Annotated in this window: 22 protein-coding genes and 1 pseudogene; 14 read left to right on the top strand and 9 right to left on the bottom strand. The window is 63.2% G+C overall.

Annotation, left to right across the window (positions count from 1 at the left end; genetic code table 11):
• Window positions 1–353 precede the first annotated feature (353 nt).
• Entirely contained in the window at window positions 354–1,052 is a 699-nt protein-coding gene (locus DH10_RS00835; RefSeq protein ID WP_192255869.1) for a corrinoid protein, read from the top strand.
• Between the two features lie 81 nt (window positions 1,053–1,133).
• On the opposite strand, the gene DH10_RS00830 is transcribed toward DH10_RS00835, so the two are convergent.
• Window positions 1,134–1,268, bottom strand: coding sequence for an entericidin A/B family lipoprotein (locus DH10_RS00830; RefSeq protein WP_036258641.1), 135 nt, complete (start codon window positions 1,266–1,268; stop codon window positions 1,134–1,136).
• A gap of 52 nt (window positions 1,269–1,320) precedes the next feature.
• Here DH10_RS00830 and DH10_RS00825 point away from each other — a divergent pair, with 52 nt between their 5' ends.
• Window positions 1,321–1,950: a DUF1638 domain-containing protein gene (locus tag DH10_RS00825; RefSeq protein WP_192255867.1), complete on the top strand. Its 630-nt coding sequence runs from the start codon at window positions 1,321–1,323 to the stop codon at window positions 1,948–1,950.
• 5 nt (window positions 1,951–1,955) lie between these two features.
• On the opposite strand, the gene DH10_RS00820 is transcribed toward DH10_RS00825, so the two are convergent.
• Entirely contained in the window at window positions 1,956–2,870 is a 915-nt protein-coding gene (locus DH10_RS00820; protein WP_192255865.1) for an NAD-dependent epimerase/dehydratase family protein, read from the bottom strand.
• 122 nt (window positions 2,871–2,992) lie between these two features.
• On the opposite strand from DH10_RS00820, the gene DH10_RS00815 reads away from it, so the two are divergent.
• The 9 genes and pseudogenes from DH10_RS00815 (at window position 2,993) to DH10_RS00775 (ending at window position 11,307) form a co-directional block, all read left to right on the top strand.
• Window positions 2,993–3,568 carry a DUF4893 domain-containing protein gene (locus DH10_RS00815; protein ID WP_192384044.1) on the top strand — a complete coding sequence of 192 codons (576 nt, stop codon included), beginning with the start codon at window positions 2,993–2,995 and terminating at the stop codon, window positions 3,566–3,568.
• Between the two features lie 92 nt (window positions 3,569–3,660).
• Window positions 3,661–4,443, top strand: coding sequence for a formyl transferase (locus DH10_RS00810; protein WP_192255861.1), 783 nt, complete (start codon window positions 3,661–3,663; stop codon window positions 4,441–4,443).
• Window positions 4,444–4,576: 133 nt separating this feature from the next.
• Window positions 4,577–4,879 carry a virulence factor gene (locus DH10_RS00805; RefSeq protein WP_192255858.1) on the top strand — a complete coding sequence of 101 codons (303 nt, stop codon included), beginning with the start codon at window positions 4,577–4,579 and terminating at the stop codon, window positions 4,877–4,879.
• A complete protein-coding gene (locus tag DH10_RS00800) occupies window positions 4,872–5,471 on the top strand; it encodes a methylenetetrahydrofolate reductase C-terminal domain-containing protein (protein WP_192255856.1) in 600 nt (199 codons plus the stop codon). Before DH10_RS00805 ends, DH10_RS00800 begins: the two co-directional genes overlap by 8 nt.
• The gene (locus tag DH10_RS00795; protein WP_192255854.1) at window positions 5,468–6,559 is read left to right on the top strand and encodes a methylenetetrahydrofolate reductase; all 1,092 of its coding nucleotides are present in this window, start codon (window positions 5,468–5,470) and stop codon (window positions 6,557–6,559) included. The genes DH10_RS00800 and DH10_RS00795 overlap by 4 nt, the downstream gene beginning before the upstream one ends.
• An 81-nt stretch (window positions 6,560–6,640) precedes the next feature.
• The gene (locus DH10_RS00790; protein WP_192384043.1) at window positions 6,641–7,615 is read left to right on the top strand and encodes a methyltetrahydrofolate cobalamin methyltransferase; all 975 of its coding nucleotides are present in this window, start codon (window positions 6,641–6,643) and stop codon (window positions 7,613–7,615) included.
• Window positions 7,566–9,727, top strand: a pseudogene (locus DH10_RS00785) (ASKHA domain-containing protein). The gene DH10_RS00790 and the pseudogene DH10_RS00785 overlap by 50 nt, the downstream one beginning before the upstream one ends.
• A 182-nt stretch (window positions 9,728–9,909) precedes the next feature.
• Entirely contained in the window at window positions 9,910–10,095 is a 186-nt protein-coding gene (locus DH10_RS00780; RefSeq protein WP_192255849.1) for a hypothetical protein, read from the top strand.
• Between the two features lie 246 nt (window positions 10,096–10,341).
• Window positions 10,342–11,307: an alpha/beta hydrolase gene (locus DH10_RS00775; RefSeq protein ID WP_192255847.1), complete on the top strand. Its 966-nt coding sequence runs from the start codon at window positions 10,342–10,344 to the stop codon at window positions 11,305–11,307.
• A 1-nt stretch (window position 11,308) separates the two neighbouring features.
• Here the strand turns inward: DH10_RS00775 and DH10_RS00770 are convergent, their stop codons facing one another.
• On the bottom strand, window positions 11,309–12,208 hold the full coding sequence (locus DH10_RS00770) for a LysR substrate-binding domain-containing protein (RefSeq protein WP_192255845.1): 900 nt from the start codon (window positions 12,206–12,208) through the stop codon (window positions 11,309–11,311).
• A 220-nt stretch (window positions 12,209–12,428) separates the two neighbouring features.
• Between DH10_RS00770 and DH10_RS00765 the strand changes: the two genes are divergently transcribed.
• The 3 genes from DH10_RS00765 (at window position 12,429) to DH10_RS00760 (ending at window position 14,362) form a co-directional block, all read left to right on the top strand.
• Window positions 12,429–12,614 (top strand): hypothetical protein, encoded by a 186-nt coding sequence (locus tag DH10_RS00765; protein ID WP_192255843.1) that lies wholly within the window; start codon window positions 12,429–12,431, stop codon window positions 12,612–12,614.
• A 336-nt stretch (window positions 12,615–12,950) separates the two neighbouring features.
• Entirely contained in the window at window positions 12,951–13,085 is a 135-nt protein-coding gene (locus tag DH10_RS37520; protein WP_095791071.1) for a hypothetical protein, read from the top strand.
• Window positions 13,086–13,423: 338 nt separating this feature from the next.
• Window positions 13,424–14,362: a GlxA family transcriptional regulator gene (locus tag DH10_RS00760; protein ID WP_210325303.1), complete on the top strand. Its 939-nt coding sequence runs from the start codon at window positions 13,424–13,426 to the stop codon at window positions 14,360–14,362.
• A gap of 16 nt (window positions 14,363–14,378) precedes the next feature.
• Here DH10_RS00760 and DH10_RS00755 read toward each other — a convergent pair whose 3' ends face one another.
• The 6 genes from DH10_RS00755 to DH10_RS00730 form a co-directional block, all read right to left on the bottom strand.
• Window positions 14,379–15,170: an ABC transporter ATP-binding protein gene (locus DH10_RS00755; protein ID WP_192255839.1), complete on the bottom strand. Its 792-nt coding sequence runs from the start codon at window positions 15,168–15,170 to the stop codon at window positions 14,379–14,381.
• On the bottom strand, window positions 15,167–15,943 hold the full coding sequence (locus DH10_RS00750) for an ABC transporter permease (protein ID WP_192255837.1): 777 nt from the start codon (window positions 15,941–15,943) through the stop codon (window positions 15,167–15,169). Before DH10_RS00750 ends, DH10_RS00755 begins: the two co-directional genes overlap by 4 nt.
• Window positions 15,944–16,006: 63 nt before the next feature.
• Window positions 16,007–16,957 (bottom strand): ABC transporter substrate-binding protein, encoded by a 951-nt coding sequence (locus tag DH10_RS00745; RefSeq protein WP_192384042.1) that lies wholly within the window; start codon window positions 16,955–16,957, stop codon window positions 16,007–16,009.
• 164 nt (window positions 16,958–17,121) lie between these two features.
• Window positions 17,122–17,376, bottom strand: coding sequence for a beta/gamma crystallin-related protein (locus tag DH10_RS37515; RefSeq protein ID WP_312891329.1), 255 nt, complete (start codon window positions 17,374–17,376; stop codon window positions 17,122–17,124).
• 202 nt (window positions 17,377–17,578) lie between these two features.
• Window positions 17,579–18,427: a DUF1194 domain-containing protein gene (locus tag DH10_RS00735; protein ID WP_192255831.1), complete on the bottom strand. Its 849-nt coding sequence runs from the start codon at window positions 18,425–18,427 to the stop codon at window positions 17,579–17,581.
• 87 nt (window positions 18,428–18,514) lie between these two features.
• Complete coding sequence (locus DH10_RS00730; RefSeq protein ID WP_192255823.1) at window positions 18,515–21,076, bottom strand: GcvT family protein; 2,562 nt, start codon at window positions 21,074–21,076, stop codon at window positions 18,515–18,517.
• Window positions 21,077–21,225 lie beyond the last annotated feature (149 nt).

The following is a 21,225-nucleotide window of genomic DNA, read 5'->3' as shown; positions in this document are numbered from 1 at the left end:
GCCTGGCCGCCGCGCCGCCGCTGGCGCCGCGTCCGCGCCGACCACCCGACGCTTCCTGTTCGACTGCCGCGTTATCGCTCATGATCGTTCTTCCTATAGATTGGCCTGAATTGGCTCGCGGCCGGTTTGCCGCCGCTTCTTGCCGGATCGTAGCCATGCACCCTATTGGAAACGGCCCGCCAGCGCCAACGCCTGTCGCAAAATCGACAAGAAAAGCGCCAACTTTTCAGTCGCTTTCCTTTTGCGGGAAGTCGCAAATCAGCTATGGCTACCTTGCCCTCGCGGGTTAGGTATTGGCCATCGATTTTTAGGCTGCCGCAGTCATTCCGAGCAGCAAGGAGCCCGAGGAAAAAATGTCCGACGACGAGATCATCCTTTCCGAGCTTTCCGACGAGGAACTCGTGCAGCAGATGCATGACGACCTTTATGACGGGCTGAAGGAAGAGATCGAGGAAGGCACCAACATCCTTCTCGAGCGCGGCTGGCAGCCCTATACCGTGCTGACCGAAGCGCTGGTCGAAGGCATGCGCATTGTCGGCGAGGATTTCCGCGACGGCATCCTGTTCGTGCCGGAAGTGCTGCTCTCGGCCAACGCCATGAAGGCCGGCATGGCGATCCTCCGCCCGCTGCTTGCCGCCACCGGCGCGCCCAAGCAGGGCAAGATGGTGATCGGCACCGTCAAGGGCGACATCCACGACATCGGCAAGAACCTCGTCGGCATGATGATGGAGGGCGCCGGCTTCGACGTCATCGACCTCGGCATCAACAACGCAGTCGAGAAATATCTCGATGCCATCGAACAGCACCAGCCCGACATCATCGGCATGTCGGCGCTGCTCACCACCACCATGCCCTACATGAAGGTCGTCATCGACACCATGAAGGAAAAGGGCATCCGCGACGACTATGTCGTGCTGGTCGGCGGTGCGCCGCTCAACGAGGAATTCGGCAAGGCCGTCGGCGCCGACGCCTATTGCCGCGACGCCGCAGTGGCGGTCGAGACCGCCAAGGACTACATGAAGCGCAAGCACAACGTCCGCGCTACGGCCTGACCCAAGGCATCAGGATGGACCAAAAAAGCCGCGCCTTGCAGCGCGGCTTTTTTGTTCCCAGATGATGGACGAGGCTGCAGATCAGTTGACAGTGTCTTTGACAGCTCTTGCGGTCGATTTGACATCTTTGCCGACACCCCGAATGGTGTTGGCGCAGGCCGTGAGGGCAAGCGCGCAGGCAAGGATGGCCATCGGCGCAATGCGTAGCAGTTTCATGGACGGTGTCTCCCTGGACAGATATTAGCCCCGCAGCGAAAGCCGGCTCGACTTGGTCAAAACGCAAAAAACGAAACCGAATCAAGCAGACAGGCTGCTCGTCATCGCCTGCGGGATGATTGCGCGCGAAGTTTTGGCCGTCAAGGAGCGGCTCGGCCTCGACCATCTCGATCTGACCTGCCTGCCGGCCGAATTCCACTTCTATCCGGACCGCATCGCGCCGGCCATGGACAAGGCGATCGAGAAGGCCAAGGCCGAAGGTTATCGGCATATCTTCGTCGGCTATGCCGATTGCGGCACGGGCGGCATTCTCGACCGCGTGATCGAAAAGCACGGCGTCGAGCGCATGGCGGGCCCGCACTGCTTTGCCTTCTACCAGGGCATGGACGCCTATGCGAAGGTCGCCGACGACGACATGATGTCGTTCTACATGACCGACTTCCTCTGCCGCCAGTTCGATGCCTTCTTCATCAAGCCGCTCGGCCTCGACCGGCATCCCGAGCTGATCAAGGACTATTTCGGCAACTACGAGAAGCTGATTTATCTAGCCCAGACCGACGATCCGGAGCTCGACAAGGTCGCCGAGAAAGCCGCGGCCATGCTCGGCCTCGTCTATGAACGCCGCTCGACCGGCTATGGCGACCTGACCAGTGAACTTGCGCGGGCGGTGGCCAGCGCCTGAGGGTTTCACACCTCCGCTTCGAGCGCCGCCAGCACATCGGCAAAACTCGTCTTGCAGACGAAGCCGAGCCGTTGCCTCGCCCGTGACGGGTCGTAGACGCGGTCGATCGAGGAGAACATCGTCCAGCCCTTCCTCGCATAAAGTCTGGGATAATCCGGGAAGCAGCGCGCGACGACGACCGGCGCGTCGGCGATCAGTTCGGCGCAATCCTGCGGCCGGAACGGTGTCGGCGCCGAGACGATGAAGAGGTCGAAACCAAGCTGCGGCGCTTTCTCCAATGCCGCGATATGGGCCTCCGCCGCATCCTCCACCGTCAACCGCCTGAACAGCAGCTCGTTGGCCTTGGTGTTGGCATCCGACTGCTCAATCGCATGCGCCATGTCGTCGGCCTCGGGAAAGAAGCGGGCTGTCCGCAACACCACCACCGACAACCTATGCTCGACATGATAGAGCCGGCAAAGATGCTCGGCCGAGAGTTTCGTCTGGCCATAGATGTTGCGCGGCTCCGGCGACATGTCTTCCGTCAGCCAGGCGGCCTTACGCGCGCCGCCCTGGAAGCCAGCGCGGATCGCTTGTGAAATCATCAGCGATGTCGTCGAGGTGAAGATGAAACGCGGAACGTCCGACGCCACAGCCGCGTCGAGCAGGTTGACTGTCCCTTGCAAGTTTGTCGCGACGAAGTCCGAATTTTCATAGTGCTCGATGTTCGGCTTGTGCAGCGCGCCGCTGTGGATGATGGCCTCGATGCCGTTCTCGCGGACAATCCGCATGACGAGGTCGCGATCGGCAATCGAGCCCGGCACCTGAGTTTCTAAAGACGGAACCGGGTCGAGGCCGATCACCTCATGGCCAAGGCCGCGCAGACGCGGCGCGAGCGCGCTGCCCAGCCAGCCGGACGATCCTGTGAGCAAGATACGCATCGATCAAACCGCCATTTCCGCTCCCACGCTGTTAAGCACGGATGACAGCAGCCCGCGAACGGGTAAGTTGTGCGCCAGAAGACAAAACAGCTGTTCCAGCCACCGATCCGGGAAACGCGTCCATGACTCCTCGCCTGCTGCTTGCCGCCTTTTGCTTGATCGGCTTCGCCGTGCCGGCCCATGCCGATGGCGAGGTACAGAAGCTGATCACCGCTGCCGACAAGGCGCGGCTCGACAAATATGGCGAAACGCGCAAGGCCGCCCTCGAGGAAGCGAAGGCCGGCGACCCGGCCGAGGTGAAGCAGCTCGATGCGCTGCTCGCCAAGCCGCTGGTCGCCTTCTCCGACAAGCACCTGACCGGCAGCTGGACATGCCGCACCATCAAGGCCGGCGGCTTGAGTCCGCTCGTCATCTATGGCTGGTTCAAATGCAAGGTGAGCGACGACGGCTCCGGCTGGCGGCTGCAAAAAATCAGCGGCTCGCAGCGCACGACCGGCCGCTTCTTCGACGACGGTGAGAAGCGCGCCATCTATCTAGGCTCATTTTCGGTCAATGACGACAAGGCCAAGCCCTATGGCAGCGGCCCCGAAAGCGACCAGGTCGGTTACGCCTTCCGCAACAGCGCCACCGAATGGCGCATCGAATTCCCCGCGCCCCACTACGAATCGAAGCTCGACATCATGGAATTCAAGCGCTGAGCACAGCCCGCATGCCTGACTAAGGTCGCGGCACACCAAGGATTAACCCGCCCCGCATAGCATCCGCCCGGTTTTCAGAGCGGGTGCTTGCCATGGCAGCGTCGGAATCCAGTCCGCGACCGATCGTGGTCGTCACCGAAGGCGGTCCGCATGTCTGGGCCATCGTCAACGCCATCGCCGATCGCGTCGGTCCCGTCAGCGCCATCCTCGAAACGCCTGAATCCAAAAAGCATTTGCTGCTCGGCCGTGCCCGCCGTCAGGGGTGGATCTCGGCCATCGGCCAGCTCGGCACCATGGTGCTGACCAGGCTCGGCAAGCGGTTCTTCGCCAGCCACGCCGCGCGTCTGATTACCGAGGAGAAGCTCGAGACAGAGCCTCGCCCAAGCCAGACGATTATCCACGTCCCGTCCGCCAACGGGCCGGAATGCGTCAAAGAAATTGCAAACCTCAAGCCGGGCGTCGTGCTGCTCGCCGGCTGCCGGCTGCTGTCGAAAGACACCCTCGCGAAGATGCCCTGCCCGGTGCTCAACTATCATGCCGGCATCGCCCCGAAATATCGCGGCATGAACGGCGGTTACTGGGCGCTGGCCTCCGGCGATCGAGGGAACTTCGGCACCACCGTGCATCTGGTCGATGCCGGCGTCGACACCGGCGGTGTGCTGAAACAGGCGCGCGGCAAGCCGAAACCTGGCGACACCATCGCCAGCTACGCGCTGCGGCAGGCTGCGTTTTCCCGCGACATCTGCGTCGAGGCGGTGAACGATGCGCTTGCCGGAAAGCCCGCGACGATCGATCCCGGCCTGCCGTCGAAGCAGTGGTTCCACCCGACGATCTGGTTCTATCTCTGGACCGGCCTGACCATGCGCGTCTGGTGATCAGCCGGCGTCGGATTTCAGCGTTCGCTTTGTGTCATCGACAGCGTCGCTTTTGAAGGCGCGCGCGTCGTCCCATAACAAGCGGCCCAAGGGCGCATGCGGCAATGCTCCAAACATCGAGGAGTGAGATTTCATGGCCGATCTGATCGTCGTCTATTGGCGCGACATCCCTGCACAGGTCATCGTCAAGAAGGGCCGGCAGAACGCCAAGCGCGAATTGCCGTTGCGCTTCACCGAGGCAATCGACATGTGCGCCATGCGCACCGGCGCCGGCGGCACCGACGACTATCTGGCCGAATGGCGCAAGGCCGATCCGGTTCCGGTCGGCGACGACATCGAGGCCGAGGTCGAGAAGGCCTACCAGCAACTCGATGCGAAATATGACCGCGAGCGGCTGGTCGCTCTGGTCAAGGCTGGCGGGAAAGAAAATGTCTGAGAAGCAGCCGACAGTTACCCAGGCCACATTGGTCAAGAAGGCAGCGCCGAAGTCCGACTACAAGCCTGCCGACGTGTCGCCGCAGCGGCGCGTCCAGCGCACTTTTGCCGTGAGATTGTGGTCTATCCGGCACTCGCGATTGCTCGAATGGTTCTACAGCAGGTTCGCCGACGTCTTCCTGCTCTTGCATCCTCTGTGGAAGGGCATCGGCTACGGCCGTGTCGAAGCGCCGGTGAAATTCGTCGAGAAGCGGGTCAAGGGCTTCATGTTCGACTGCCGCATGTGCGGCCAGTGCATCCTCTCCTCCACCGGCATGTCGTGCCCGATGAACTGCCCGAAGCAGCTGCGCAACGGCCCGTGCGGCGGCGTGCGCGCCAACGGCAATTGCGAGGTCGAACCGGACATGCCCTGCGTCTGGGTCAAGGCCTGGGAAGGCTCGCGCAACATGCAGCACGGCGACAGGATCCTCACCGTGCAGAAGCCTGTCGACCAGTCGCTGCGCGAAACCTCGGCCTGGCTGCGAGTGACCGCGCAGGCGGCCGCGGCGCGTGAAGCCGCCCAGAACCCGCAGAACCCCGGAGCTTCAGCATGAGCGCCCGCCAGCGCGACGAGAACCCGGCCGGCATCCACCTGCCGCTCGATCCCCTGCCCGGACACACTTCGCGCGGCCGGCTGGAGCGCGTGCTGCGCCGCGGCGAGTTCGCGGTGACGACCGAGCTCAACCCGCCCGATAGCGCCGACCCGGAAGACGTCTACAACCGCGCCAAGATCTTCGATGGCTGGGTCGACGCCATCAATGCGGTCGATGCGTCCGGCGCCAACTGCCACATGTCCTCGGTCGGCATCTGCGCATTGCTCACCCGCATGGGCTATGCCCCGATCATGCAGATCGCCTGCCGCGACAAGAACCGCATCGCCATCCAGGGCGACGTGCTGGGCGGTGCGGCGATGGGCGTGGCCAATATGCTCTGCCTCACCGGCGACGGCGTGCAGGCCGGCGACCAGCCTGGCGCCAAGCCGGTGTTCGACCTCGATTCCATGTCGTTGCTCGAAACCATCCGCATCATGCGCGACAACGGCAAGTTCCTGTCCGGCCGCAAGCTGACGACGCCGCCGCAGGTCTTCCTCGGTGCCGCCGTCAATCCCTTCGCGCCGCCTTTCGATTTCCGCCCGATCCATCTCGGCAAGAAGATCGCCGCTGGCGCGCAGTTCGTGCAGACGCAGTATTGCTTCGACGTGCCGATGTTCAAAACCTTCATGCAGAAGGCGCGCGATCTCGGCCACACCGAGAAGGTCTTCGTCCTGTGCGGCGTCGGGCCGCTCGCTTCCGCCAAGACCGCGAAATGGATCCGCTCCAACGTGCCGGGCATCCATATTCCCGATGCGATCATCAAGCGCCTTGAGGGCGCGCAGGACCAGAAGAGGGAAGGCAAGCAGCTCTGCATCGACATCATCAACGAGGTGAAGGAAATCCCGGGCGTCGCCGGCGTCCATGTGATGGCCTACCGCCAGGAGGAATATGTGGCCGAGATCGTCGATGAATCGGGCGTGCTGAAAGGCCGCCAGCCCTGGAAGCGGGAGATGCGCCGCGACGACCAGATGGTTGCCGACCGGCTCGACCACCTGCTGCATGACGAGATTACCGAAACCCAGGTGGACATGGTGAAGATCGCGCACTGAAAAGCGCAGCCTGCAACCATTCACTTGAACGAAATCAGATAACGATATAAAGAACTCTTTATATCCCGACGGAGAGATTTCATGACCCGCACCATCGTCGCCTCGGCGACCCGAGAAATCGTCATCGGCTTCGATCAGCCCTTCTGCGTGATCGGCGAGCGCATCAACCCGACCGGCCGCAAGAAGCTTGCCGCCGAGATGGTGGCCGGCAACTTCGAGACCGTCATCAAGGATGCGCTGGAGCAGGCCGCCTGCGGCGCCACCATGCTCGACGTCAATGCCGGCGTCACCGCTGTCGATCCCAATGCCACCGAGCCGGCACTGCTGGTGCAGACGCTAGAGATCGTGCAGGGCCTGGTCGACCTGCCGCTGTCGATCGACTCCTCGGTGACCGCCGCGATCGAGGCGGCGCTCAAGGTCGCCAAGGGCCGCCCGCTGGTCAACTCCGTTACCGGCGAGGAAGAGAAGCTCGAGGCCATCCTGCCGCTGGTCAAGAAATACAACGTCCCGGTCGTCGCCATCTCCAACGACGAGACCGGCATCTCGATGGATCCGGACGTCCGCTTCGCCGTCGCCAAGAAGATCGTCGAGCGCTGCGCCGACCACGGTATTCCCGCGCATGACGTCGTCGTCGATCCGCTGGTAATGCCGATCGGCGCGCTGGGCGATGCCGGCCGCCAAGTGTTCGCGTTGCTGCGCCGCCTGCGCGAAGAGCTCAAGGTCAACACCACTTGCGGCCTCTCCAACATCTCCTTCGGCCTGCCGCATCGCCACGGCATCAACGCCTCCTTCATCCCGATGGTGATCGGCGCCGGCATGACGAGCGCCATCATGAACCCGGTCCGCCCGCAGGAGATGGAGGCCGTGCGCGGCGCCAACGTGCTCAACGGCACCGACGAGAACTGCACCACCTGGATTCGCACCTACAAAGACTACAAGCCGGCTGAAGGCGGCCATGCGGTCGCGGCGCCAACAGCGGTTAACACTCCAGGCGAAGGCGGCGGCAATGGCGGGCGGCGTCGCGGCGGCCGAGAGGCCCGCATGGCGAGGGCGTAAGGTAAAGATTGTGACTTTTTCGACAGAGGGAGGTATTCGCATATGAACCCTCCCCCGAACATAACCGACCCGCTCGTGCTGTTCATGCCGTCAGGCAAGCGCGGGCGGTTCCCTCTTGGAACGCCGGTGCTTGATGCCGCGCGCCAGCTCGGCGTCTATGTCGAGAGCGTGTGCGGCGGCCGCGCCACCTGCGGGCGCTGCCAGATCGAGGTGCAGGAAGGCAATTTCGCCAAGCACAAGATCGTCTCGTCCAACGACCACATCTCGTCCAAGGGCGCCAAGGAAGAGCGCTATGAGCGCGTGCGCGGCCTGCCGGAACGCCGTCGCCTCTCCTGCTCGGCGCAGATCCTCGGCGATCTCGTCATCGACGTGCCGCAGGACACGGTCATCAACGCCCAGACCATCCGCAAGGACGCCGACACCAGGGTCATCGCCCGCGATACGGCGATCCGCATGTGCTATGTCGAGATCGAAGAACCCGACATGCACAAGCCGCTCGGCGATCTCGATCGGCTCAAGATCGCCTTGATGAAGGATTGGGGCTTCAAGAACCTCGAATTCGACTTCTATCTGCTGCCGCAGGTGCAGGGCATCCTGCGCAAGGGCAACTGGACCGCCACCGCCGCCATCCACAAGGATGCCGACAGCGACATCGCGCGCGTCATCGCGCTGTGGCCCGGCCTGAAGAACGAGGCCTATGGCCTCGCCTGCGACATCGGTTCGACCACCATTGCCATGCATCTGGTGTCGCTGCTGTCGGGCCGCGTCGCCGCCTCCTCCGGCACGTCCAATCCGCAGATCCGCTTCGGCGAGGATCTGATGAGCCGCGTCTCCTATGTGATGATGAACCCGGATGGCCGAGAAGGCATGACGGTCGCCGTGCGCGAGGCCGTCTCCGGCCTCGTCGACAAGGTCTGCGCGGAAGGCAATGTGCAGCGCAACGACATCCTCGACGCGGTGTTCGTCGGCAATCCGATCATGCACCACCTGTTTCTCGGTATCGATCCGACCGAGCTCGGCGGCGCGCCTTTCGCACTGGCCGTTTCGGGCGCCGTGCGCATCAAGGCCTCCGACCTCGGCCTGAAGCTGAACCAGGGCGCGCGCCTCTATATGCTGCCTTGCATCGCCGGCCATGTGGGCGCCGATGCCGCCGCGGTCACGCTCTCGGAAGGCCCGCACCGCCAGGACGAGATGATGCTGATCGTCGATGTCGGCACCAATGCCGAGATCGTGCTCGGCAACAGCACGCGCGTCGTGGCCGCCTCCTCGCCCACTGGTCCTGCCTTCGAGGGCGCTGAGATTTCCGGCGGCCAGCGCGCCGCCCCCGGCGCCATCGAGCGCGTGCGCATCGATCCCGAAACGCTCGAGCCGCGCTACCGCGTCATCGGCTCGGAGCTCTGGTCCGATCAGCCGGGCTTCGCCGAAAGCGTGCAGGCGACCGGCGTCACCGGCATTTGCGGCTCCGGCATCATCGAAGTGGTGGCCGAGATGTATCTCGTCGGCATCATCTCGGAAGATGGCGTCGTCGATGGTTCGCTGGCCGCGCGCTCGCCGCGCATCGTCGCCAATGGCCGCACCTTCTCCTACGTGCTGAAGGACGGCGAGCCGAAGATCACCATCACCCAGAATGACGTGCGCGCCATCCAGCTTGCCAAGGCGGCGCTCTATGCCGGCACCAAGCTTTTGATGGAAAAGCAGCACACCGACCATGTCGACCGCATCCATTTCGCCGGTGCCTTCGGCTCCTTCATCGATCCGAAATACGCCATGGTGCTGGGCCTGATCCCCGACTGCGACCTCGACAAGGTCTCGGCCGTCGGCAATGCCGCCGGCGCCGGCGCGCGCATGGCGCTCCTCAATCGCGGCTATCGTCGCGAGATCGAGGAGACGGTGAGCCGGATCGAGAAGATCGAGACCGCGCTGGAACCAAAATTCCAGGAGCACTTCGTCTACGCCATGGCGCTGCCGAACAAGGTCGACCCGTTCCCAAAACTGGCCGCCGCGGTGAAGCTGCCGCCGCGCAAAACGGTCGGCGAGGACGGCGCCGCGGGCGACGCCACCCCGCGTCGGCGCTCACGCGAGGAGCGCGCGGCACGCCGCGGCCGCGAATAGGCCTGCTTCTTACCGACCTGCATTTGGATTTCATTTGCATACAAATGTTTCCGGATCCGCCGAGCCGGAAACCGAAACGCTGTTTTCGCGAAATCCATCCGATACACACGTGAGACATTTAACGGCCCATCGAACGGCGGCCCGGGATAGTCCTCGGCCGCCGCTCTTCAAGGGAGATGAAAATGTCGATGTTCGATAACCTAGGCCGCTTCGGCGTGTCCATCAGGCAGGCCCATGCCCGGAGCAAGGCGATCCGTGCGCTCAACGACCTGCCGGCGCATGTCCAGAAGGATATCGGCTGGCCGGCTTCGCCGCCGAGCGACCCGCAGGCAGCTCTTCACAAGCTGCTGCTCGGCACGCCGCGCTGATGACCTTCGCCGACAAATGCAAGCTGCTCGGCAAACGCCGGGGCCGGCAAGCGGCCTCGGTGACCGGCGACAACAAGCTGCGCGCCGCGCTGCTGCCGGGGCGACGGTGACGCGCGCCTGCCATCGAATCGGGCGTCGCATCACGCCGATGTGCCCATGGCGCGCCTTGACATTTTTAACTGAGCTACGATCTTCGTCTAGTGGGGGAATTCTCTTAGTCGGCTCTGCCAAAGTCCGTGTATCCGCATGCCCAGTTTGAAAAGCCACGTTGTCTCGTTCATTCTCAGGCACAGCCGCAAGAAGGCCTTCTCCAGTCCTGAGAATCTGCAGCGCTGGATCGCCTACGCCCGCAAGACCGAAGACTATCATCCGCCGGCCCTTCTGAAGGCGCGGCTCGACATCGCCGAGACCAGCGTCGACGGTTTTCCCGTCTATGAGATCGCGCCGAAACCCGGCGAGCGCCGGCGCATCCTCTATATGCATGGCGGCGCATTCGTCTTTCAGATCACTTCCTATCACTGGGTGCTGATCGCCGAGATGGCGGAGCGGCTGGGTTTCGGCGTCACCGTGCCGATCTATCCGATCGCGCCGGAGCACAATTTCCATGACATGTTCGGCATGGTTGGCGACGTCTACCGACGCATGCTGGAAGAAACCGATGCCGAGAATATCGTCTTCATGGGCGATTCCGCCGGCGGCAACATGGCCGTGGTACTCACCATGATGGCCGCCGAGGAAGGCCTTCCCACACCGTCGCGCCATGTGCTGATCTCGCCCGGCCTCGATATGTCGCTGTCCAATCCGGAGGTGTTCGAGGCGGAGCGCAACGACCCCTGGCTCGGCATTCCCGGCGGGCTCGAGGCGATCCGGCTCTACAGCGCCGGCATCGACCGCGCCGACTGGCACATCAGCCCGCTCTACGGCGATCTCTCCGTGCTGCCGAAAACGCTGCTGCTCACAGGCTCGCGCGACCTGCTCAGCCCCGACAATCTGATCTTCGCCGAAAGGGCGCGCGCCGCCGGCGTCGAGGTCGATGTGGTCTACGAGGAAGGCATGTTCCACGTCTGGCCGCTGATCGAGATGCCGGAAGCGCGCCGCGCGCGTGACAGCATCGTCAACTTCCTCACCAGTGAGCCGACATCACGGCGCGCCCGTGCACGGCGCAGGACAAAAGCCACGATCGCAGCCAGCACCGCACCGGCGGCGGAATAGCTCAGAACTTGCCGGCTTCGCGGAACAGTTCGAACGTCGCGCGGATGTGGTCGGCAACGGCCTTGACCGGCGCGCTGGCGTCCGGCGCCACCACCATGGCGAGATTGTAGGTGCCGATGTCGGGCATGCCGTCCTTCTGGCTGAGCTCCACCATCTCGTCGCCGAGGAAGGACTTCGGCAGCGGCGCGACGGCAAGATCGGCCATGATCGCGGCGCGCTGGCCGGCCGTGTGGGCGCTCATATAGGCGATGCGGTAGTTGCGGCCCTCGCGGCCGAGCGCTTCCAGGGCGCCGGCCCGCCAGGCGCAGCCTTCTTCCCACAGCGACACCGGCAGCGGTTCGCGCAGATGCGCGCAGCCGCCCTTGGCGCCGGCCCAGACGATCGGTTCGGTTAAAAGCACCTCGGCGCCGAGCGCGCTGGTCTTGTAGGAGTTGGTGAGCAGCGTGATGTCGAGCGCGCGGTCGTCCATGCGGCGGCGCAGATTGATGCTCTGGTCGATGGTGACGTCGACGGCGATCGACGGATGCGACTGCGCGAAGCGCTTCAGCACATGCGGCAGCACGCGCTCGCCATAATCGTCCGGGGAACCCAGCCGCACCACGCCGACAATGTCGGGAATGATGAACTTCGACACCACCTCGCGGTTGATCGACAACAGCCGGCGGGCATAGCCGAGCAGCATTTCGCCGTCCGTGGTCAGCGTCACCGAGCGCGCGTCGCGCGCGAAGACGGAGCGGCCGAGAATGTCTTCCAGCTTCTTGATCTGCATGGAGACGGCCGATGGCGTGCGGAACACCGCATTGGCGGCGGTGGTGAAGCTGCCGGTTTCGGCGATCGCCACGAAAGTGCGCAGGACGTCGAGATCGAGCAGCGGCAGAGGATGGTTGAGTGGCGCGTTCATAGGGGCTTGCCTTCAATTTTTCTGATGCAAACGATCATCCCATTTCGTTTGATTGAACATCACTTCAAGCGCATAGTCAACTCGATCGATGCAGGATGCTGCCAAAAGCAGCTATCGAACGACCACGACACAGACCTGCAATCGACATGAAATGAAGCTGAAACAGACCTGACGTAACGCATTACCGGGCGCCTCCCTGCCCGCATAGAGGAGAAAGAGAATGTCTATCCTGTCGTCCATCGGTCGGTTCGCGACCGAATTCAGCGCGGCCCGCGCCCGCTACCAGACCGAACGCGCAATCCATGCGCTGCCGATCGAACTGCAGAAGGATATCGGCTGGCCGGAAGCCGCCGATGCCAAGAGCGGTGTGCGCCTCGGCGTCGGAACCTGGGCCGGAGCGAAGTAACCAAGTGTGTATTGAGTGCTGAAGGCCTGCCGTGGCGTCAGACCGGCAGGTCTTTTTGTTTGCACTCAAACGATTTTTTCAGCCATGCTGGTGGCGCATGACGCATATGAACCACTCGCATAGCACGATAGCTTTTCATTTAACGCATTGTAAATAATAGTAAATTTCGGGCATTTTGCCCAAATATGTCGCAATCCGTGTCGCTTTTCATATCAAGTGCTTCGTTTTTGCGATTTAGTTTTGGCTGAAGCAAGTCTATATCACATCCAGCAAAAACGAGCTGCCCCACTCCATTAAGCGAAGGCGACCCGTCTGAGCAACCAAATGGAGATGATGATGAAGCTCTTTGCCCGACTGTTCACCCGCCGCGAAATGAACCTGACCACCGCTCTCGAGCGTCAGCGTCTCGCCAAGACCATGCCCGGCCAGACCGGCGCCATGGCTGCTGCTCGCCTCGGCTTCGTTGCCTGAGACAGCGGTTTTCGAACGGCACCTGGTTGCCGTCGCGCTGAAGGAAATTCGACGCCGCCCCGGCCTTGCCGCGGCGGCGTTTTCATTTTCATCGGGCTTTCGTTGCATAGATGGAGAGGCCAGCCTCGGACCAATTGCCCATTTGCGACCCGTGTCGCAAATTTAATCTTCACTTAGCCGTCTACCCGATTGACAAGAATGGTATTTCCTGATGACGCTATGCTGTTCGCGACATTCTGTTCGCGTCATGGCTGCGTGAGGTTTGAGGTTTCCCCGTGAATGCCGTAAAGCATCCGATCAAGAGATCGTTTGTATTCTTCCTCATACCCGATTTCACCATGATCGCCTTTGCGACGGCGCTCGACCCGCTGCGCTCGGCCAACCGGATGCTCGGCTACGAGGCCTATAGCTGGCGGCTGGCCAGTATCGATGGCAAGCCGGTGCGCGCCTCGAACGGCGTCGAATGCGCCGTCAACACCTCGCTGGAGGAAGAGCGCAGGAAGATGGCCGGGCCCGACAGGCCAAACATGGCGATCGTCTGCAGCGGCATCAATGTCGAGCGCTACCATAACAAGTCCGCTTTCGCCTGGCTGCGCGAAGAATACAACCGCGGCGTCGCGGTCGGCGGTCTGTGCACCGGCGCCCATATCCTCGCGGCCGCGGGCCTGCTGTCCAACAAGCGCTGCGCCATCCATTGGGAGAACCTGCCGGGCTTCTCCGAAGCGTTCCCGAAAGCCAATGTCTTTGCCGACCTCTTCGAGATCGACCAGAACGTCTACACCTGCGCCGGCGGCACCGCCGCGCTCGATATGATGCTGAAGCTGATCGGCGACGATTTCGACGAAAGCCTCGTCAACCGTGTCTGCGAGCAGGTGCTGACCGACCGTGTGCGCAGCCCGACCGACCGCCAGCGCTTGCCGTTGCGCGCCCGCCTGGGCGTGCAGAATTCCAAGGTGCTGACCATCATCGAGTTGATGGAGGCGAACCTCTCCGAGCCTCTGTCGCTGATCGAGATCGCCGACCATGTCGACCTGTCGCGCCGGCAGATCGAGCGCCTGTTCCGCACCGAGATGGGCCGCTCCCCCGCCCGCTACTATCTGGAGATCCGGCTCGACCGCGCGAGGCACCTGCTCATCCAGTCGTCGATGCCGGTGGTCGAAGTGGCGGTGGCCTGCGGTTTCGTCTCGGCCTCGCACTTCTCCAAATGCTACCGCGAGCTTTATGCGCGCTCGCCGCAGCAGGAACGCGTCGACCGCAAGCAGTTGCTGGCAGCCTGAGCAATAGCGCCGGAACCTAAGCGGACTGCGTCTGCGCGGTCCGCATCGCTTCGATGCGGATATCTTCGGTCAATTGCGCCTTCAGCCTAGAAAATTCTGGGCTGGTCTTCAGCGTGTAGTGGCGCGGGTGCGGCAGGTCGACCGGCACGTCGGATTTGATGCGGCCGGGGCGCGCGCTCATCACGATCACGCGCGAGGCCATGAAGATCGCCTCCTCGATGTCGTGGGTGACGAACAGCACCGTCTTCTTGCGTCGCTCCCAGATGCCGAGCAGCAACTCCTGCATCAGCCCGCGCGTCTGGTTGTCCAGCGCGCCGAACGGCTCGTCGAGCAGCAGGATCGCGGGGTCGTTGGCCAGAGCGCGCGCAATCGCGGTGCGTTGCTGCATGCCGCCCGAAAGCTGCTTCGGCCAATGGTTCTCGAAGCCTTTCAGCCCGACAAGATCGACATAGGAAGCGACGATCTCGTTGCGCTCGCGCTCGGGCACGCGCCGCTCGCGCAAGCCGAAGCCGATGTTTTCAGCGACCGTCAGCCAGGGAAACAGCGTGTAGGACTGGAACACCATGCCGCGATCCGGTCCCGGCCGGGTGACGGCCTTGCCGTCGAGCAGCACGCGGCCGGTGCTCGGCGCCTCCAGCCCGGCGACGATCCTGAGCAAGGTCGATTTTCCGCAGCCAGACGGGCCGAGGATGGTGATGAAATCATTGGCCGCGACCGCGAGGTCGACAGGCTGCAACGCCTGCACCCGCTGGCCGCCCCTCACCCCGGCAAAGGTCCGCGAAACGCCTTCGATGACAAGCTTGCTCACGCCAGGCTCCACGGATAGAGCCAGCGGTTGAGCGCCTTGAAGGCGAAGTCCGACAATAACCCGATCAGGCCGATGACGATGATGCCGAAGATGATCTGTCCGGTTGCCAGCCGCGACTGGCTGTTGATGATCATGTAGCCGATGCCGGACGAAGAGCCGATCAGTTCGGCGACGATGACATAAGTCCAGGCCCAGCCGAGCACCAGCCGCAGCGTCTCGGCGATCTCGGGCGCATTGGCCGGCATGATCACCCGCTTGACGATGCCGTTATCCGTCGCGCCTAGCGTATAGGCCGCCTCGACAAGGTCGCGACGAGTGCTGCCGACCTTGACCGCAATGATCAGGATGATCTGGAAGACCGAGCCGACGAAGATCACAAGGAGCTTTTCGAGCTCACCGATACCGGCCCACAGGATGAGCAGCGGTATGAAGGCGGACGCCGGCAGGTAGCGGGCGAAGGACACGAACGGCTCGAGGAACGCCTCGACGGGCTTCCAGGCGCCCATGGCGATGCCGATCGGCACGGCGACGATCGAGGCCAGCACGAAGCCGCCGAAGACACGCCAGATGGTGATCAGGATGTCGAGCCAGAAACGGTCCTCGACAAGCAGCCGCCAGCCGTCCTTCAACATCGACAGCGGGTCGGCGAGGAAGATCCGGTTCACATGGCCGCCCAGCGTGATCCACGCCCAGAACGCCACGAAGAGCGCGAAGAAGGCGATGCCGAGCACGGTTCGAGTGCCCGGCGGGACGGGATGCAAGGGACGCAGCATCAGGCACTTCCTTGAGGAGGGAAAACGGCGGCTTGTCGCCGCCGTCGATCGGAGGACGCGCGATCAGTTGGCCAGCGCGCTGGTGTCGGCGAGCGTGGTCACGTCGGGCGCTTCCTTGATCAGCCCCATCTGCAGCAAGAGCTCCGCCGCGGTCTTGGAAAAATCCTGGAACTCCTTGGTGAAGAACTGCTTGTTCTCCTCGCGATCGGCCCATTTCAGGTATTTGGCCGAGTCTTCGAACTCCTTGGCCGACTGTTTCACGTCGGCGCCCATGATCTCGTAGGATTTCTGCGGATCCTTCTTGATCATGTCGAGGGCGTCGAAATAGCTGTCGGCCAGCGCCTTGGCGGCGTCCGGATTGGCCTTGAGGAAGTCCGGCGTGCAGCCGACAGTGTCCATCACCATCGGATAGTCGAGCGTGGTCGCCAGGATGTGGCCTTGGTCGGCCTTGTCGCGCACAGCCGAAATGAAGGGCTCATAGGTGACGGCGGCATCGTTCTGGCCGGCCAGGAAGGCCTGCGCCGCCGCGTCAGGCTCCAGATTGACGACCGTCACGTCCTTGGTCGACATGCCGTTCTTGTTGAGCACCCAGGCGAGCAGGAAATAGGGCGACGTGCCCGGCGCGGAGGACGCGACGTTCTTGCCCTTGAGGTCGGCGACCGTCTTGATGTCGTTGCGCACGACGATGCCGTCGGCGCCGTAGGATTTATCGAGCTGGAAGATCTGCTTGGTGGCGACGCCGCTGGCGTTCCACACCATCCAGGTCTCGACCGTGGTCGCCGCGCATTGCAGGTCGCCGCTGGCGATCGCCAGCGGACGGCTCGCCTGCGGAACCTTCTTCAGTGTGACGTCCAGCCCATGTTTCTCGAAAAGCCCGGCCTGCTTGGCAAGCGTCAGCGGCGCGAAGCCGGTCCAGCCGCTGATGCCGATGGTGAGGGACGTTACGGCCATGGCTGGCGCCGACAATCCGACGGCGGCCGAAAGAGCTGCCGCAAAAATGCTGGTCCTGTTCATTGAGGTTCCCCTTTATGTGGTGAGAAGAAATTGTCTCACAGAGCCCCAAAGGCTTGTCAATGAAGCAGGACCGGTCATGGACGATGGTCCAATCCGCGCTCGGGAACCCGTTGAGAGCTTGCACACTCAACCGGTCGCGGCCATTCGCGGGACGGCGTCGGTGTTCAATACTGGTCGCAATAGCACTGGGCCGATGAGATGCGGTCGTTCCAGCCGGAACCTCCAAAATCGCGGACCCGGCGGTCGAGCTCGATCGAACGGCCGCGCATCCCTGCGTGCTCATAAGCGACCAGCGTACAGCCCCGGCGCACAAGCACCGAGGAGACGCGGTCGTTCCAGAACCCGCCCCGGAAATTCACGGCGTCGTCAGGACCCATTTCAAGCGAACGTCCGCGGAAGTTTGCATGCTCGAATAGCACGCAGGCTGCCTCGCCGTAGAACTGGGCGCTGGCGCTGCCGGCAAATATTGTCGACGCAAGTGCCGTCAGGATGACCAAACGATCATGTGATGTTCCTCATTTGATCGCGTTGCGCGATGGCGCCGGCCCCATCACATTTTGCCATCGTGCCGCACGAGGAAGCAAGTCCACGGCCGCCGCTCTGGTCGACTATCGCCGGTAGTTAGTGGCTGTCCAGCATCCAGCCGCGGTTGCGCCACATCTTCTCGCCGGCCAGGCAATCGGCGGCCGGCCTGTCGTCGGCGAGCACGACCGGCGGGTGGCCCGCCTCTTCCGCCGCCCGTTGCGGCGAGGCAGGACCGGCAAGCTCGAGCACCAGCTTGCGGCGGATCGCTTCCGGGAATTGCGTCCAGTCGTTGACCGGGATCATGAAGGCGCCCGGCCCGCCGATGACGCAGTCGCTGTAGTAGCGGTCGAGATTGTCGACGTCGAAGGCGCCGCTGAACCCGCCGCGCGTCATCAGCGGCAGCCCGTTGATGGTGATGCCCTGCCTCACCACCTCGTCGCGCGTGATATCGACCGGCGCGCCCTGATTGTTGGGTCCGTCGCCCGAAACGTCGATGACACGCTTGGTGCCCTGAAAGCCGCTTTCGGCGAAAAGGTCGCTGCCGAAGGCCAGTGCGCCGGAGATGGAGGTGCGTCGCGCGCTGTCCGGCGGACGCGCGTTCATCTGCGCGACGACCCGTTCGGCATCGGCGCGATTGGCGATCACCGTCCACGGCACGACGACCCGCTGCCATTTGGTGCCGGCCCACTCGACATAGGTAACCGCGATCTTGCCATACACGCCGTCGGCGATGGCCTTGAGCACATTGTCATGCGTCAGAGCCGCCGCATAGCCATGGCGCTGGATCTCGAGCTCGGCCGGCGACATGGAGAGCGAAACATCGACCGCCAGCACCAGCTCGACATCGACCGGCTCTATCGCCGTCGATCGCGCGGTCAGGCCGAGGAGCAGCGCCAGCGCAGCGGCGCCCGAAAGCCAATGCCCTGTTCGACGAGAAGCGGACATGACGCAACGGTAAGCGATAATCCGGCATGAACAAAGTAAAAAGGCCCGGCGTCGACCGGGCCTTTGCCAATCCAGACAAACGCGCGCTTAGCTGCGCGGCTTGAGGTTGTCCGGATCGTAGAGCGGCTTGTAGCCGACGCCGGCGACTTCAACCGGATAGGTCTCGCCGAAATACTCCACTTGCAGCTTGCGGCCTTCCTGGCAGTAGGCCCAGGGGAGATAGGCAAGCGCGATGTTCTTGCCGATGGTCGGGCCGTAGGCGACCGAAGTGGTGAAGGAGCGGCGGCCGAGCTCGTCGACCAGCGTCTCTCCAGTCGCGGGATCCTGCACCGGCATGATGCCGACCGGGTAGCGCGCGACCCCCTTGGAATCGGTGTTCCCGGTCATCACCAGCGTGCAGAGCATCGCAGACTGATGCTCGCGGGCGCGATATTCCAAATGCTTGGCCTTGCCGCAGAAGTCGTTCTCCTTGACCTTCGGACGGGCAAGATCGGCCTCGAGCAGATTGTACTCGGTCAAGAGATCGGCATTCTGCAGCCGCAGGCTCTTCTCCATCCGGCGCGTGTTGGCATAGGTCTCGACGCCGAACGGCATGACGCCGGTGGAGCGCAGTGCGTCCCAGACGGCAAGCCCGTCCTCGTAGCGCATATGCAGTTCCCAGCCCTGCTCGCCGACATAGGAGATGCGGAAGGCCGTGACGTCCTTGCCGCCGATCCGGATCGGCTTGATCGCGGCGAAGGGGAAATTCTCTTGCGTCAGCCCATCCGGATTCTCGACCACCTTCTGCAGTGTGGTGCGCGCATTCGGCCCCCAGATGCCGATAGTGGCGTATTTCTCGGTCACGTCGGTGATGGTGACATCGAAACCTTTGTCCTGCGCGGTGCGTTGCATGTAGCGGAAGTCGCGCGGCCCGGCGTCGGCGCCGTCGATCACCCGGCAGCGGTCGGCCATGCGGATCACCGTGAAGTCCGCCCGCACCATGCCCTCCTCGTCGAGGAAGTGGGTGTAGATGCCCTTGCCGATATTGTTGTCGCCGCCGATCTTGGCCGCGCAGAGCCACTCCAGCAACGCGACATGGTCCGGGCCTTCGACGTCGTACATCGAGAAATGCGAGAGGTTGACGATGCCGCAATCCTCGCTCATCGCCAGGTGCTCGGCATTGGAGACGCGCCAGAAATGGCGGTTGTCCCACTCGTTTTCGCGCACCGGCACGCGGTTGCCGTATTTTTCGAGCAGGTGCTCGTTGGCGGCGTAGCCGTGGGCGCGCTCCCAGCCGCCCAGCTCCATGAAGTAGCCGCCGAGTTCCTTCTCGCGCTCCCAGAACGGCGAGCGCCGGATGTTGCGGCCCTTGGAGAAGGGCTCGCGCGGATGCACCGCCGGATTGTAGACCTTCATCGCTGTCTCGGTGCAGCGATCCCAGATGAACTGTTCCTTCGTCTGGTGCGGGTAGAAGCGCGAATAGTCGATGGCGTGGTGGTCGATCGACGTGCGGCCGTCGGTCATCCAGTCGGCGATCAGCTTGCCCATGCCGGGGCCGTCCTTGACCCAGATGGCGACGGCGTACCACAGCCCCCTCACCTTCTGGCTCTCGCCCATGGATGGGCCGCCATCGGTGGTGACCTGCAGCAGGCCGTTGAACGAATGCCCCTCATTGTAGCCGAGCTCGCCGAGGATCGGCGTCAGCTCCATGGCGCGCTCCAGCGGCGCCATGATCTGTTCCATGTCGAGGTCGCGCTGCGAGGGCGAGAGCCGCGCCTGGTCCTTCTCGAGCAGGTCGCGCGGATGGCAAAGGCGCGGATTGGTTTCTTCGTAGTAGCCCCACTCGATCTGCCCGCCCTCGGCGGTCTTGGGGTCGCCGGTGTCGCGCATATAGGCGGAGTTGCCCTGGTCGCGCAGCAGCGGCCAGCCGATCTCCTTGCCGGTGCCGGCGAACTCGTTATAGGGGCCGAAGAAGGTCAGCGGATGGTCGATCGGCATGACCGGCAGGTCCTCGCCGACCAGTGCCGCGGTTAAACGGCCCCATATGCCGGTGCAGACGACCACATAGTCGGCCTCGACCGTGCCGCGCTCGGTTACCACGCCCTTGATGCGGCCATTCTCGACGATCAACTCCCTGGCCGACGTATTCGCGAAAGCCTGGAGCTTGCCGGAGGCAACACCCTGGTCGACCAGCTTGCCGGCCACTGTCTGCGAGCGCGGGATGACGAGGCCGGCGTCGGGGTCCCAAAGGCCGCCCTGCACCAGATGCTCCTCGATCAGCGGGAACTTCTCCTTGATCTCGGCCGGCTCGATCAGGCGGGCACGTGTGCCGAAGGCTTTTGCCGAAGCGATCTTGCGCTTGATCTCGTCCATTCGCCCATCGTCGCCGACACGCGCGACTTCGAGGCCGCCGATGCGGGCGTAATGGCCCATCTTCTCGTAGAAATCGATGGAATAGAGCGTGGTCCAGCACGAGAGGAAATCGTGGCTGGTCGTGTAGCAGAAATCGGAAGCATGCGCCGTCGAGCCGATATCGGTCGGGATGCCCGACTTGTCGATGCCGACGATGTCGTCCCAACCGCGCTCGATCAGATGATGGGCGACCGACGCGCCGACGATACCGCCAAGACCGACGATGACGACCTTCGCCTTTTTCGGAAACTCTGCCATGGCCCGCGACTCCAAATTGGTAAAGCGGGCGGACTATAGGGCGGAGCGGTAGGGAGATTGAAGCCTGTTTGCGACATTGCGAAAGAGCCGAGCGACCCTGACGAATGAACGCGCTTCCCAAGCGCCACCAATCAGGAATTCCTTTGTGC

The organism is Mesorhizobium silamurunense, assembly GCF_014843825.1.
Lineage (GTDB): Bacteria > Pseudomonadota > Alphaproteobacteria > Rhizobiales > Rhizobiaceae > Mesorhizobium > Mesorhizobium silamurunense.
Note: the sequence above shows the minus strand (reverse complement) of the source record. Positions and strands in the feature narration are given on the sequence as shown.